Below are 14,114 nucleotides of genomic sequence, written 5' to 3'. Positions count from 1 at the left end.
ATTACTGATAGCGCGCCTTGACAGCATCGACCCACCCCTCGGCGCGCATCTGGTCGAGCGCTTTCTGCAGGCGAGCCACAACGTCGTCAGGCGTGCTTTTGTTGACCGCCAGGTAAAGTTCGGCGCTGTTGAAACGCAGCGCTGTCTTGAAGCCGGTGACGCCTTCCAGTTTCGCCAGATAGCGGCCAACCGGATCGCCCACGGCCCACAGATCGATCTGACCAGTGGCGAGCTTTTTCACGTTATCCCGGTCACGCAGCATCAAAATCGGGTTCAGGCCCATCGCGCTCAGACGCTCGCCGATGGCGTCGCCTTTATAGGCACCAATCCTGTAGCTCTTTGCCTGCTCAAGCGACGTTAACGTGATAGGGCTGTCGCCGCGAGTGAGCATTATCCAGTCATAGGAGCCTACCGGACCTACCCATTTGAACAGTTTTTCGCGCTCAGGCAGGCGAGTGGTGGAGAACACGCCATAACCGGGCTTGTCGAGGGCAAGCTTGTAAACCCGGTCCCACGGAAAACGCAGGGTCATGCTGTAACCAATGTTTGCGCGCTTGAACATCTCACGCACCACTTCAGCGGCAATACCGTCGATGTTGTTTTCCTGCGCGAAATTCTTGCCATCGACCGCCATGTTGAACGGCGGAAAATTCTCGGTGAGCAACACCATGGAATAAGGCGCTGAGTCGCTGGCTCGCGCAGTTTCACTCAGCAACAAGCCGACACCGATCAGTGCGAGAAATAGACGTTTGAACATGTTCCGGCACTCGATCATGAACGACGCATGCAGAGTGCCGTGAACCCGGCGCACTGTCTAGCGCGCTGTCCAGCGATGTCGTTTACAGGTAATACTCGAATGCCACAGGGCTGAAACAGAGCGAGCGCCGACTGCTTCAAACCCATGGTCTGAAACAAGCGACGCCCGCTTTGATGCGCAGTAATCAGCGCACCACAATCCCGCGACTGGCCATGTAAGCCTTTGCTTCGGGAACGGTGTATTCGCCAAAGTGGAAAATACTCGCCGCCAGCACGGCACTGGCGTGACCTTCAATGACGCCGGCAGCCAGATGCTCAAGGTTGCCGACACCACCGGAAGCAATTACCGGAATGCCCAGCGCATCACTGATGGCGCGAGTAACGCCCAGGTCGAAGCCGTTTTTCATGCCGTCCTGGTCCATGCTGGTCAGCAGGATCTCGCCAGCCCCCAGGTCTTCCATCTTTTTCGCCCAGAGCACCGCGTCCAGCCCGGTGGGTTTGCGTCCGCCGTGGGTGAAGATTTCCCAGCGCGGGGTTTCGCCCGGGCCGGAGACCTTCTTGGCATCGATAGCGACCACAATGCACTGCGACCCGAAACGAGCGGCGGCTTCACCGACAAACTCAGGGTTGAACACCGCTGCAGTGTTGATCGACACTTTGTCCGCGCCCGCATTGAGCAGGTTACGGATGTCCTGCACGGTACGCACGCCGCCACCGACAGTCAGCGGAATGAACACCTGACTGGCCATGCGCTCGACGGTGTGCAGCGTGGTGTCACGGCCATCGACGCTGGCAGTGATGTCGAGAAAAGTGATTTCGTCGGCACCCTGCTCATCGTAGCGGCGAGCAATTTCCACCGGATCGCCTGCATCCCGGATGTTCTCGAACTTGACACCCTTGACCACTCGACCGTTGTCGACGTCCAGGCAAGGGATGATGCGTTTGGCTAGGGCCACAGGGTCAGTCTCCAGCTATTCAGCGTTGTTCGCGGTCGCAGAGCGCCTGGGCTTCGGCCACATCCAGCGTGCCTTCGTAGATCGCACGACCGGTGATTGCGCCGATGATGCCCGGAGCTCTGGCGTTCAGCAGCGCCTGAATGTCGCCCAGGTTATGAATGCCACCCGAAGCAATCACCGGGATCCGCGTGGCGGCCGCCAGCGCGGCGGTGAACGGGATGTTGCAGCCCTGCATCATGCCGTCTTTGGCGATGTCGGTGTAGACAATGGCCGACACGCCATCGGCTTCAAAGCGCTTGGCCAGATCAATGACCTGAACCGAGCTGACTTCAGCCCAGCCATCGGTGGCGACGAAACCGTCCTTGGCATCCAGACCGACGATCACCTTGCCGGGGAACGCACGGCAGGCTTCAGCCACGAACTCGGGCTCTTTGACGGCCTTGGTGCCGATGATGACGTAGCTCACACCTGCCTTGACGTAGTGCTCGATGGTTTCCAGCGAGCGGATGCCGCCACCGATCTGGATCGGCAGGTTCGGGTAGCGTCTGGCGATGGCCGTGACCACATCACCGTTGACCGGCTGCCCTTCGAACGCACCGTTCAGATCGACCAGATGCAGACGGCGGCAACCACCGTCGACCCACTTGGCGGCCATGGCCACCGGGTCATCGGAGAACACTGTGGAATCTTCCATCCGGCCCTGACGCAGACGCACACAGGCACCGTCTTTGAGGTCGATAGCGGGGATAATCAGCATGCTTATTCCTTGGTCAAAAAGAGCGGCAAGCTGCAAGCGATTAGCTGCAAGTATGCGTACTCACTGATTCTTGCGGCTTGAAGCCTGAAGCTCAAAGCTGCTTCTATTCAATTCTTTTCGAGCGCCCAGAGATCGCTTTCGATGCTCTCGAACCGCTCCTTGAGCTGCTGCTGAACATCGAAAATGGCGCGATTGTAGTAATGCGGGGCTATCTCGCGGGTGAACAATTCCAGTACCTCAGCCACTTCAAATGTACCCAGCTCCAGCTCGAAGCGCTCTGCGAACAGGCGCTTGAGCTTGTCGATCGCCTGCTGCTCATGCTCGGGCGAAAGGGTCAGGATCGGCGGCTTGCTCTTGGTTTTGCTCATACGATTACCAGCGACCATCCCAGGCAGCGAAGTTCTGCAGCAATTGCAGACCGTGGGTGTGGCTCTTTTCCGGGTGAAATTGCACGGCGAAGCGCGAACCATCGGCCAGCGCGGCGGCAAAGTCGAGGCCATAGTGACCGCGCCCGACCACCTGACGCTGATTGGCGGCATCAATGTAGAAACTGTGCACGAAGTAGAAACGTGCCAGGTCCGGAATGTCATGCCACAGCGGGTGATCTACCGCCTGAGCGACCTGATTCCAACCCATGTGCGGCACTTTCAAGTGCTCGCCCTCTTCGTGCAGGTCCTTGCCGAAAAACTTCACCTGGCCGGGAAACAGACCGATGCAATCCACGCCGCCGCTCTCTTCACTTCTGTCGAGCAACGCCTGCATGCCGACGCAGATGCCCAGAAACGGACGGTCCTGGCTGACTTCCCTGACCAGCGAATCAAAGCCCAGACGGCGGATCTCGGCCATGCAGTCGCGAATCGCGCCCACACCCGGAAACACCACACGGTCGGCTTCGCGAATCACCTTGGCGTCACTGGTAATCAGCACACGGCCTGCGCCTACGTGCTCAAGCGCCTTGGCGACAGAGTGCAGGTTGCCCATGCCGTAATCGATGACCGCAACCGTCTGCATCAGAGCACACCCTTGGTGGATGGCATTTGCCCGGCCATGCGCTCATCCAGCTCGACCGCCATGCGCAGCGCGCGACCGAAAGCCTTGAACACGGTTTCGATCTGGTGGTGAGTGTTGGTGCCACGCAGGTTGTCGATGTGCAGCGTCACGTTCGCGTGGTTGACGAAGCCCTGAAAGAACTCCTGAAACAGGTCCACATCAAAGCCGCCCACCGTGGCACGGGTGTACGGCACATGCATCTGCAGGCCCGGACGCCCGGAGAAGTCGATGACCACGCGCGACAGCGCTTCGTCGAGCGGCACATAGGCGTGGCCGTAACGACGAATGCCTTTCTTGTCGCCGATGGCCTGGCTGAACGCCTGCCCCACGGTGATACCGACGTCTTCCACCGTATGGTGATCATCGATCGCCAGGTCACCCTTGCATTCGATGTCCAGGTCGATCAGCCCGTGCCGGGCGATCTGGTCGAGCATGTGCTCAAGAAAAGGCACACCGATATCGAATCGGGCCTTTCCGGTGCCATCCAGGTTGATCGAGGCTTTGATCTGGGTTTCCAGAGTATTACGCTCGACGTACGCCTTACGTTCGGCCATCACCAGCTCCGCAAAATCATTGGGCGAAAAAAGGCGAGCATTATAGGCCCAGATGCGCCCGCCATGAAGCAAACAGACGACCAGCAGGGCATTTAGTGGGTGAAGAGGCTCGCGATTGCGTTACATACCTTGTCGATATTCCCTTCATTCAGGCCCGCCATGCACACCCGGCCACTGCGCAGCATGTAAATGCCGTGAACGTCTTTCAGTTCATCGACCTGCTGTGGCGTCAGACCGGTGTAGCTGAACATCCCGCTTTGCCTGAGGATAAAGCTGAAATCACGCCCCGAAACCTTCTGCGCCAGCACCTCAACCAGCCGCGTGCGCATGTCAATGATGCGCACGCGCATGGCCTCGACTTCGCTCAGCCACTGCTCGCGCAGGTGCGGCGTGTTGAGCACTTTTGACACCAGAAAGGCACCGTGTGCAGGCGGGCTGGAGTAGTTGCGACGTACAGTGGCCTTGAGCTGGCCGAATACGTTGGCAGCGGAGGCCGCGTCTTCACAGACCACCGACAGGCCACCCACCCGCTCGCCATACAGCGAAAAGATTTTCGAGAACGAGTTACTGACCAGCGTTGTGACACCTGCGTTGGCCATTGCGCGGATGGCATAGGCATCCTCATCAATGCCTTTGCCAAAGCCCTGATAGGCAATATCCAGAAACGCGATGAGTTGACGATCCTTGATCACTTCGATCAGGCGGTCCCATTGCGCAACTGTCAGATCGGCACCGGTCGGGTTATGGCAGCACGGGTGCAGCAGGAGAATGCTCTGCGCAGGTAGACCCTGCACCGTATCGAGCATGGCCTCGAACCTGACCCCGCCAGTCTGCGCGTCGAAATACGGGTAGCTGTTGACCTTGAAGCCCGCACCACCGAACAGCGCGTTGTGGTTTTCCCAGGTCGGATCGCTGACCCAGACCTGCGAGTCAGGGAAGGCATACTTGAGGAAGTCGGCGCCTATTTTCAGCGCGCCGGAGCCGCCCACGGTCTGGATGGTCGCTACGCGTCCTGCCTGCACAAGCGGGTGATCCGCCCCGAACAACAGGGTCTGCACTGCCTGCCGATACGCCGCCAGGCCTTCCATCGGCAGATAGACAGAAGCCGCCTGCTCGCCTTGGGCCAGTTGCTGTTGTGCCGTTGCTACGCATGCCAGCTGAGGGATACGGCCCTGCGCGTCGTAATACAAGCCGATGCTCAGATTGACCTTGTCCGCACGGGAATCCTTGCCAAAGGTTTCCATCAGGGAAAGGATCGGATCACCAGCGTATGACTCCACGTGGGCTAGCATGCAAACAACTCCTACAGGCAATAAAAACAGGGGTTGCTAATGTAGCAGCGTCTGCGGGGAAACGGGCAGTGCATCAAACACATTGAGCCGCAGATAGGTGACGCAGAGCGTCACGAACGGCATTCCCACGCTGGAGCGTGCGGAACGATAGCCTCAACTATCGTGCGACGCTCTGCGTCGGCATGCAGTTCTGGACGCTCTGCGTCCGATTCAGAGTGCGCGGAACAAGAAGTCTGCGCACAAAAAAAGCGCCTGCACCGAGGTGCAAGCGCTTATCTGTTACCTACAGGCTTTTAGTGGAACAGCACTGCGGTCTTTTGCAGGGTAATCCACACGCCCCACGCCAACGGGATACCGACCGCCAGCCAGGCGGCGATGACCACCGGCTTGCTGCCTGCGGATGCTTTCCACTCCAGCGAAGTAGTGGCGTTGGCACCCTTGTCGTGACCGATGGCTTGTTCAGCAGCCAGTTCGGCGTCGGTCATGAAGTACTTGTCGGCAACCGGACGAATCAGCAGGTTGCAGATAAAGCCCAGCACCAGCAGACCCGAGAGGATGTACAGGGTGATGTCGTAGGCATCGGCACGCGCAACACCGTGGCTGAGTTGGTACTCACGCAGGTAGTTGACCAATACCGGGCCCAGCACACCTGCCGCCGCCCACGCAGTCAGCAGACGACCGTGGATCGCACCGACCATCTGCGTACCGAACAGGTCGGCCAGATAAGCCGGAACCGTCGCGAAACCACCGCCGTACATCGATAGCACGACACAGAACGCTGCAACGAACAGCGCAATGCTGCCCATGTGACCCAGTGTCGGAACCGACGCATAGAGCAGGAAGCCCAGCGCGAAGAACACGAAGTAGGTTGCCTTGCGACCAATGAAGTCCGAGCACGACGCCCAGAAGAAACGACCGCCAATGTTGAACAGGCTCAACAGACCGGTGAAACCGGCTGCAATCGCAGCGATGGCTTTCAGTTGATCGGCACTGAGCTGACTGAACGTCAGATCGTTGCCCAGCAGTTTGCCGGCGAACACTTCCTGCAGCAGCGGCGAAGCCATGCCCAGGATACCGATACCGGCCGATACGTTCAGGCACAGCACCAGCCAGACCAGACGGAACTGCGGTGTTTTCCAGGCCACGCTGACGTGCACATGACGGTTGGTGATCATCGCGTTCTTGGCCTTGGCAGCCGGAGCGGTCCAGCCTTCAGGTTTCCAGCCGGTTGGCGGAACGCGATAGCCCAGCGCGCCACCGATCATGAAGATGAAGTAGATCACCGCCATCACCACGAAGCTCTGCCAGACGCCAACGCTTTCAGCCGAAGCAAAGTGACCCATCAGCGCAGTGGCCAGCGGCGCACCCACCATTGCGCCGCCACCAAAGCCCATGATCGCCATGCCGGTCGCCATGCCGCGCTTGTCCGGGAACCACTTGATCAGAGTCGATACGGGGGAGATATAGCCCAGCCCCAGACCAATACCGCCGATCACTCCAGAGCCCAGCCACATCAGCCAGATCTGGTGGGTATAAATACCCAACGCGGAAATCAGCAGACCGCCACACCAGCACACGGCAGAAACAACACCGGCCTTGCGTGGACCTGCGTGCTCCAGCCAGCCACCCCAGATGGCAGCCGAGCAACCCAGGAAGATGAAGAACAGGGTGTAGATCCAGCCCAGCATGGAGATCTGCCAGTCACAGGTCGACGCGAACATCTGCGCGAAGAACCCCATGTCTGGAGTGCAGGCGACGGGTGCAGTAATGCCCACGGCCTTGGACAACGGCAACCAGAATACCGAGAAGCCGTAAGCCATACCGATACAAAGGTGGATTGCCAATGCTGCTGGTGGAACAAGCCAACGGTTGAAACCGGGCTTGGCGATAATGCGCTCTTTGGACAAGAACGCAGGCTGAACGGCGTCGCCGCCCAAGGCTGTGCTTGTGCTCATTATAATTACCCCAATGTGTGAAGCTCGCAGATGGTCCGCTGGTCCGCCACAGACTCCATGCCGAGCGGCCATGTCTGTTTTATCGGCAGGTTATTCAGATACGTGACAAAAAGACGCACCTGAGCCAGCAAAAACGGAGACTATCACTGTCTGATGGCAAATAAGCATCTCGTTACATGCTTTTTATTATCTATCTCATGGGTTAATCCGCGCGCTCTATGACGCCATAGATGCAATCAATTAAATGCTAAGAAAAAACTGTCAGAACCTTAGTTGAGGCAAAAAACTGTTCGGCGGTCTGGTCGAGAGGTGCGCGGGCACCTCAAACCGGAGACCGGACAGCAATAACGGCATCCGCGGCCCGGTGCGCGCGTCAGAGCGGTATACTCACGGGCTATTTTTGAACATCGACACAAGGACTCGCCCATGAAAGCGTTCGGCAAAATCCTGGGGCTGTTTATTCTCGGGCTGTTGCTGATCATCGTGGCTCTCGGCTTCGCCCTGACCCACCTGTTTGATCCCAACGACTACAAAGACGAGATTCGCCAGCTGGCACGCGACAAGGCCAACGTCGAGCTGACGCTCAACGGTGATATCGGCTGGAGCCTGTTCCCCTGGCTCGGCCTGGAATTGCACGACGCCCATGTCGCCACCCTGACCACCCCCGATCAGCCGTTTGCCGATGTGCAGATGCTCGGCCTGTCCGTGCGTGTCCTGCCGCTGCTTCGTCGCCAGGTGCAGATGAGTGACATCCGCGTCGAAGGCCTTAACCTGGCCCTGCACCGTGATGAAAACGGTCATGGCAACTGGGAAGACATCGGCAAGCCCGCTGTCGCAACCACTACAGCGCCCGGCGAACCAGCTCCTGCGCCGGCCCCGGACGCGCCCAAGGCCGACCGCCCTTCCCAGCCCATCCGGCTGGATATCGACAGCCTGACCGTCAACAACGCCCGCGTAGATTACAGCGATGCCCGAAAAGGCCGAACTTTCACGGCCGAGAGCATTCAACTGAGCACCGGGCCGATTCGTGAAGCGTCCGACATCCCGATCAAACTGACGGCCTTCCTGAGCACCAACCAGCCAGTCGTGCGCGCCAAGACCGAACTGGTCGGCGAACTGCGCATGGACCGCGTACTCAAGCGCTATCAATTCGAAGACATGCGCTTGTCCGGCGAAGTCGCAGGCGAGCCGCTGCAGGGCAAGACCGTGACCTTCTCGGCGCAGGGCCAACTGCTGGTAGACCTTGCCGCCAATATCGCCGAATGGAACAGCCTCAAAGTGTCAGCCAACCAGTTGCGCGCACTGGGCGAACTGCGTGCCCGTGATCTGGATAAAACGCCACAGATCAGCGGCGGCCTGTCCATCGCCCAGCTCGACTTGCGCACCTTCTTCGAAAACATCGGCCAGCCATTGCCAGCCATGTCCGAGGGCGCGCTGAGCAAGGTTGAAATGGTCACGCGCCTAGCCGGCACGCCCACCAGCCTTGCGCTGGAAAACCTCAATCTGAAAGTCGACGACAGCACTTTCACCGGTCGCATCGCGGTAGACGATTTCGCCAAGCAGGCGCTGCGCGTTCAGCTCAAGGGCGATACCTTCGACACCGACCGCTACCGCCCGGCTGAAAGTGAAGAAAGCAAAGGCGCCAAGGCGGCACGCAAATCCGAAGTGCAGTCGGGCGAAGCCGCAGCCGTTGCGGGCGACTCACCGCTGCCCGAGCAACCGACCAAGGCTGCCTGGAGCACCACAAAGCTGCTGCCACTGGAGCGCCTGCGTACGCTGGATATAGAAGCGGACCTGAGCTTTGGCAAGCTGACCCTGAACAAACTGCCCATCGACAACGCAGCGCTCAAGACGCAGGCCAGTGGTGGCGTCATCAAGGTTGATACGTTGAGTGGCGATCTCTACAACGGCAACTTCGAGGTCAAGGGCAATCTGGACGCGCGTCCGGACACACCTGTAGCAACTGTGCAAACGCGCATTGCCAAAGTGCCGGTCGAACGCATCCTGGAAAGCCAGGGCCAGACGCCGCCAGTACGTGGCCTGCTGACGCTCGACAGCAACCTGACCGGTACGGGCAACAGCGAAAAAGCCCTGATCGACAGCCTGAACGGCACCGCCAGCTTCGCGCTCAATAACGGCGTGCTGGTCAATGCCAACCTGGAGCAGCAACTGTGCAAGGGTATCTCGACCCTGAACCGCAAACCGCTCACCGGCGAACCGCGCGCCAAGGACACCCCGTTCCAGCAGCTCAACGGCAACCTGACAGTACGCAACGGCGTGGCCAGCAACCCGGACCTCAAAGTGCGTATTCCAGGCCTGACCGTCAACGGTAACGGCGATATCGATTTGCGCGTTCTGGGTATGAATTACCGCGTCGGTATCATCATCGAAGGCGACAAGAGCGACATGCCGGACCCGGCCTGCGAGATCAACCCGCGCTACGTCGGCATCGAATGGCCGGTGCAGTGCCGTGGCCCGGTGGAACTGGGTGCCAAAGCCTGCCGCCTGGACAAGGAAGGCGTCGGCCAGATCGCTGCCAAGCTGGCGGGCGACCGGATCAGCGAGAAGCTTGAGGACAAGCTGAATGAAAAACTCGGTGACAAGGTCAGCCCCGAACTCAAGGACGCCCTCAAGGGATTGTTCAAGCGCTAGAGCAATGTAAACAGCTCAGGAGCGCCCTCGCGGCGCTCCACTGGCGCAACCTTTCCTATCCCGACTCATATCCCGACGACGAGAGCCCTTCAGGCCATGCAACCCGAACAATTCTCCAGCGCCGTGCTGGACTGGTACGACCGTCATGGCCGACATGACCTGCCCTGGCAACAAGACATCACGCCGTATCGGGTCTGGGTATCGGAAATCATGCTGCAGCAGACCCAGGTCAGCACCGTTCTGAGTTACTTCGACCGCTTCATGGAGGCTCTGCCGACCGTGCAGGCGCTGGCTGAGGCACCGGAAGACGAAGTGCTGCACCTATGGACCGGGCTGGGCTACTACACCCGCGCCCGCAACTTGCAGAAGACCGCAAAAATCGTGGTTGCCGATCACGATGGCGAGTTTCCCCGCGACGTCGAAAAACTCATCCTGCTGCCCGGCATCGGTCTATCCACCGCAGGCGCAATCGCCAGCCTGAGCATGGGCCTTCGCGCGCCGATCCTCGACGGCAACGTCAAACGCGTGCTGGCGCGCTTTACCGCGCAAGAGGGCTACCCCGGCGAGCCCAAGGTGGCCAAACAGCTATGGGCCACAGCTGAACGCTTCACACCGCACAGCCGGGTCAACAACTATACCCAGGCCATGATGGACCTCGGCGCCACGCTCTGCACCCGCAGCAAACCCAGCTGCCTGCTCTGCCCGCTGGAGCGCAGTTGCGAGGCGCACATGCTGGGCCTGGAAACCCGCTACCCCATCCCCAAACCACGCAAGACCGTGCCGCAGAAACGCACGCTCATGCCGATGCTCGCCAACCAAGACGGCGCGATTCTGCTTTATCGTCGCCCTTCCAGCGGCTTGTGGGGCGGCTTGTGGAGCCTTCCGGAACTGGATGACTTCGATGACCTGCAGCACCTGGCCACGCAACACGCACTGCAATTGGGCGAGCATCATGAATTGCCAGGGCTGATCCACACCTTCAGCCACTTCCAGTTGAGCATCGAACCCTGGCTGGTCAAGGTCCAGGAGTCCGCCGATCACGTGGCCGAGGCCGACTGGCTCTGGTATAACCTCGCCACCCCGCCACGCCTGGGCCTAGCTGCCCCGGTGAAAAAGCTGCTCAAACGCGCAGCCGACGTATTGAACGCAGGAGAGTCGTCATGACCCGCACCGTAATGTGCCGCAAGTACAAAGAAGAACTGCCCGGCCTGGAACGCGCCCCATACCCTGGCGCAAAGGGCGAAGACATCTTCAACCACGTTTCGCAAAAAGCCTGGGCCGACTGGCAGAAACACCAGACCCTGCTGATCAACGAGCGCCGCCTGAATATGATGAACGCCGAAGACCGGAAATTCCTCCAGACCGAGATGGACAAGTTTCTCTCGGGCGAAGAATACGCCCAGGCCGAAGGCTACGTTCCCCCCGAAAAATAAAGCGTTTCACGCAGTGAAGGTCGTAAGCGTCGGTAATAATTCAAATTTTTTAAAAAACACGCTTGACGACCTCCTGAAAAACACGTCTAATTCGCCCCGTTGCCCAGATAGCTCAGTCGGTAGAGCAGGGGATTGAAAATCCCCGTGTCGGCGGTTCGATTCCGTCTCTGGGCACCAAATACCGAAAACCCCTGATTCCGCAAGGTCTCGGGGGTTTTTACTTTTGGAGTTGCTGTAACCCGTCACGCGTGAGTACACACGGCGGGTACACGATGGGCTTTATGGCACAACCTTGGAAAGATCCCCGCACCGGGACCTACTACATCCGCCGCCGTATCCCGAAGGACATTAAGCCGCTCCTTCCTGAGGCAGGCGAGACCTACAAGCGGACCTTGGGCACTAAAGATACCCGCGAGGCAAAGACCCGTTTTGCAGCTGCATGGGGTCAATCGGAAGAGTTCTTCCTGAACATTCGCCTCCAGCTTTCCGGCACTCACACCCCTACCCTTCAAGACGCTATTCAGCTCGCCGCGAGATGGGCGAAGGCTGAGCTTGATCATATGGAATCCACCGGAAGATTTCAGGGATATCTCATCGGCTCGGAAGATTTAGGCCACGAGACCCTGCGCGATCACTTCAACATCAGAAGCCCGAAAGCCTTGATGGGCCCGGATGGTCTGGAGCCACGCGCTCGACAGCGCCTTGATCAAACGGTAGCCGGTGAGCTGGCGAAGGTCTTGCTGCCGATGCCTTTACCCGGTACGCCATTCCACAAGTATCTGTATGAAGCATTCTTGGCACAGCATCTGGAGCTGTCCGAGATTGCCTACAAGCGCCACTATGGCGATTACTCTTCGGTCTTTGAGCTGCCCCATGAGGCGCCCTTGAGCATCGACAGGATCAAGCCAGAGAGCCCCGCAGAGACGCTATCGATAGTCTTCGAGCATTGGTCTCGTAATCACCGTCACATGGGCGACGGAAAGCGCGACGTTGAAAAGACCGCTGGGGAATACCAGACCACAATCGTTCGATTCGTGGAGCTGTTGGGTGACCTCCCTGTTAAGCAGATCAAGCGCAAGACCATTGAAGAGTTTTACGGACTGCTTCGCCAGATGCCTTCCAAGGGTGAAGGCCTCAAAGCGCTCAACGCTCACGAGCAGATTGCCCGAGCAAAACAGCTTGATTTGCCTTTGCTGAGTAGTGCCACGATCAAGAACAAGCTCATGGGGCTTTCTTCGGTCCTGGCCTACGCAGTGAAGATGGAATACATAACCGAGAACCCGGTGGTCGCATCAGGCATCACCAAGTTATTGCGAAAAGCGAGCGCCAAGCAATCACGCACCGCCACTCGCAAAGGCTACACCCAAGCAGAGCTCATTAAGGTTTTCTCCAGCCCGCTGTTCAAAGGCGAGTGGGTCGCTCCTCGGGCATCGTTTGGTGCAGCTTGGAAATGGCTGCCTCTCCTGCTCTGCTACACAGGCGCTCGACGGGAAGAGATTGCCCAGATGAAAGCCAATGAGGTCCGCAAGTCCGAGGACGGCATCTGGCACTTGGACCTACTTGGAATCTCTGAGGATGGGGCGGATGACGACAGGACCTTGAAGACCAAGGGTAGTCACCGCTTGGTTGCTATCCACCAGGACATCATCGGCCTTGGCTTCTTGGATTACGTCGCTGACCTACCCGCCTCCGGGCAGCTCTTCCCGGCCCTCAAGCCCAACCCTACAGGCTGGTACGGACACAACTTCGGGAAACGATGGGGCGTGTACCTTCGTGACGTTGCAGAGCTTGAGACGCCTGTAAGTCCGTCCCATGGATTCCGCCACAGCTTCAAGACAATGTGTAGAGAGGCAGGCATCCCAGAAGAAATCCACGACGCAATAACCGGTCATGATGATGGCTCTGTGAGTCGGGGCTATGGCGAGCGCCATTTGCTAAAGACCCAGCAGGAGCAGATGGCCCGTTTGCCGCGCATTGCGGTCCTCGCAGGGCTTCTGCCGGAGCGCTCTTAACCATTATAGTTAGAGCGCTTGGACGGCAGAAAAGTAGCCGTGCGATTACAGTAGCTTTCGGCGCATCGTTTGTTAATATCGGTCTGCCTCGCCTGCTTGCTGGTGCAGCCGCCTCACAGCACTGAACCAAGTATTACAGACGCCAGCCATCTCTCTTCGGAGCTTGCTGTGCGGGTCGCGACCAAGATCGCCGTTAAGGCTTCGAGGTCTCCCGGTGGTAAAGAACGTCACTCGACTGCTGCGTCAATAACCGTAACTCTGTCTGCACGTTGGGGTCACCAGACGGTTAGCAGCTTTATTTTCAGGGTGGAGTTCGGTGTTCGTCCGCATGGCGCGCGCTTGACCGCGAGACCCAAAAAGGTACGATTTGTACCTCAGCGGCATCTTCGAGGGAAATCATGCGACCATGCAAAAACGTGCCAACTTGGCGCATGAGGCGGGATTGACCGCGAGATTGAAAAAGCTGCGATATATCGTGTCTTGGCGGAATTTCTGGGGGAAATCATGCTTTCATGCAAAAACGTGCCAACTTGGCGCACGCCGCATCGCGATTATTCGTGACTGCGCTCAGCCTCGCCTGCTTGCTGGTGCAGCCGCCTCACAGCACTGAACCAAGTATTACAGACGCCAGCCATCTCTCTTCGGAGCTTGCTGTGCGGGTCGCGACCAAGATCGCCGTTAAGGCTTCGAGGTCTCC

At 58.7% G+C, this 14,114-nt stretch carries 13 protein-coding genes and 1 tRNA gene; 6 read left to right on the top strand and 8 right to left on the bottom strand.

Features of this window, described 5'->3' with window-relative positions:
• Position 1 precedes the first annotated feature (1 nt).
• The 8 genes from RGM3321_RS04170 to RGM3321_RS04135 all read right to left on the bottom strand — a co-directional run bounded on the left by RGM3321_RS04170 (position 2) and on the right by RGM3321_RS04135 (position 7,320).
• Positions 2-757, bottom strand: coding sequence for an ABC transporter substrate-binding protein (locus RGM3321_RS04170; RefSeq protein WP_244391719.1), 756 nt, complete (start codon positions 755-757; stop codon positions 2-4).
• A gap of 184 nt (positions 758-941) precedes the next feature.
• Positions 942-1,712: an imidazole glycerol phosphate synthase subunit HisF gene (gene hisF, locus RGM3321_RS04165; RefSeq protein ID WP_002551458.1), complete on the bottom strand. Its 771-nt coding sequence runs from the start codon at positions 1,710-1,712 to the stop codon at positions 942-944.
• Positions 1,713-1,731: 19 nt separating this feature from the next.
• A complete protein-coding gene (gene hisA / locus RGM3321_RS04160) occupies positions 1,732-2,469 on the bottom strand; it encodes a 1-(5-phosphoribosyl)-5-[(5-phosphoribosylamino)methylideneamino]imidazole-4-carboxamide isomerase (RefSeq protein ID WP_058400064.1) in 738 nt (245 codons plus the stop codon).
• Between the two features lie 107 nt (positions 2,470-2,576).
• Entirely contained in the window at positions 2,577-2,837 is a 261-nt protein-coding gene (locus RGM3321_RS04155; RefSeq protein ID WP_002551456.1) for a DUF2164 domain-containing protein, read from the bottom strand.
• 4 nt (positions 2,838-2,841) lie between these two features.
• Positions 2,842-3,480 carry an imidazole glycerol phosphate synthase subunit HisH gene (hisH, locus tag RGM3321_RS04150; RefSeq protein WP_005745046.1) on the bottom strand — a complete coding sequence of 213 codons (639 nt, stop codon included), beginning with the start codon at positions 3,478-3,480 and terminating at the stop codon, positions 2,842-2,844.
• On the bottom strand, positions 3,480-4,073 hold the full coding sequence (gene hisB, locus RGM3321_RS04145) for an imidazoleglycerol-phosphate dehydratase HisB (RefSeq protein ID WP_002551454.1): 594 nt from the start codon (positions 4,071-4,073) through the stop codon (positions 3,480-3,482). Before hisB ends, hisH begins: the two co-directional genes overlap by 1 nt.
• A 92-nt stretch (positions 4,074-4,165) precedes the next feature.
• Positions 4,166-5,365, bottom strand: a complete 1,200-nt coding sequence (locus RGM3321_RS04140; RefSeq protein ID WP_244391718.1) for an amino acid aminotransferase — start codon at positions 5,363-5,365, stop codon at positions 4,166-4,168.
• A gap of 293 nt (positions 5,366-5,658) precedes the next feature.
• Complete coding sequence (locus RGM3321_RS04135; protein WP_244391717.1) at positions 5,659-7,320, bottom strand: OFA family MFS transporter; 1,662 nt, start codon at positions 7,318-7,320, stop codon at positions 5,659-5,661.
• 426 nt (positions 7,321-7,746) lie between these two features.
• Between RGM3321_RS04135 and RGM3321_RS04130 the strand changes: the two genes are divergently transcribed.
• The 6 genes from RGM3321_RS04130 to RGM3321_RS04105 form a co-directional block, all read left to right on the top strand.
• Positions 7,747-9,972: an AsmA family protein gene (locus tag RGM3321_RS04130; RefSeq protein ID WP_244391716.1), complete on the top strand. Its 2,226-nt coding sequence runs from the start codon at positions 7,747-7,749 to the stop codon at positions 9,970-9,972.
• A gap of 96 nt (positions 9,973-10,068) precedes the next feature.
• Positions 10,069-11,136, top strand: a complete 1,068-nt coding sequence (gene mutY, locus RGM3321_RS04125) for an A/G-specific adenine glycosylase (RefSeq protein ID WP_244391715.1) — start codon at positions 10,069-10,071, stop codon at positions 11,134-11,136.
• Complete coding sequence (locus RGM3321_RS04120; RefSeq protein WP_002555777.1) at positions 11,133-11,405, top strand: oxidative damage protection protein; 273 nt, start codon at positions 11,133-11,135, stop codon at positions 11,403-11,405. Before mutY ends, RGM3321_RS04120 begins: the two co-directional genes overlap by 4 nt.
• Before the next feature lie 101 nt (positions 11,406-11,506).
• Positions 11,507-11,582: transfer RNA gene (locus RGM3321_RS04115), tRNA-Phe, on the top strand.
• 104 nt (positions 11,583-11,686) lie between these two features.
• On the top strand, positions 11,687-13,417 hold the full coding sequence (locus RGM3321_RS04110; protein ID WP_244391714.1) for a site-specific integrase: 1,731 nt from the start codon (positions 11,687-11,689) through the stop codon (positions 13,415-13,417).
• A gap of 512 nt (positions 13,418-13,929) precedes the next feature.
• Positions 13,930-14,114, top strand: a 185-nt coding sequence (locus tag RGM3321_RS04105; RefSeq protein ID WP_244391713.1) for a hypothetical protein, incomplete at its 3' end; no start/stop codon positions are given.

It is taken from the genome of Pseudomonas sp. RGM 3321 (assembly GCF_022836805.1).
GTDB lineage: Bacteria > Pseudomonadota > Gammaproteobacteria > Pseudomonadales > Pseudomonadaceae > Aquipseudomonas.
This window is presented reverse-complemented; position numbering and strand designations above follow the sequence as displayed.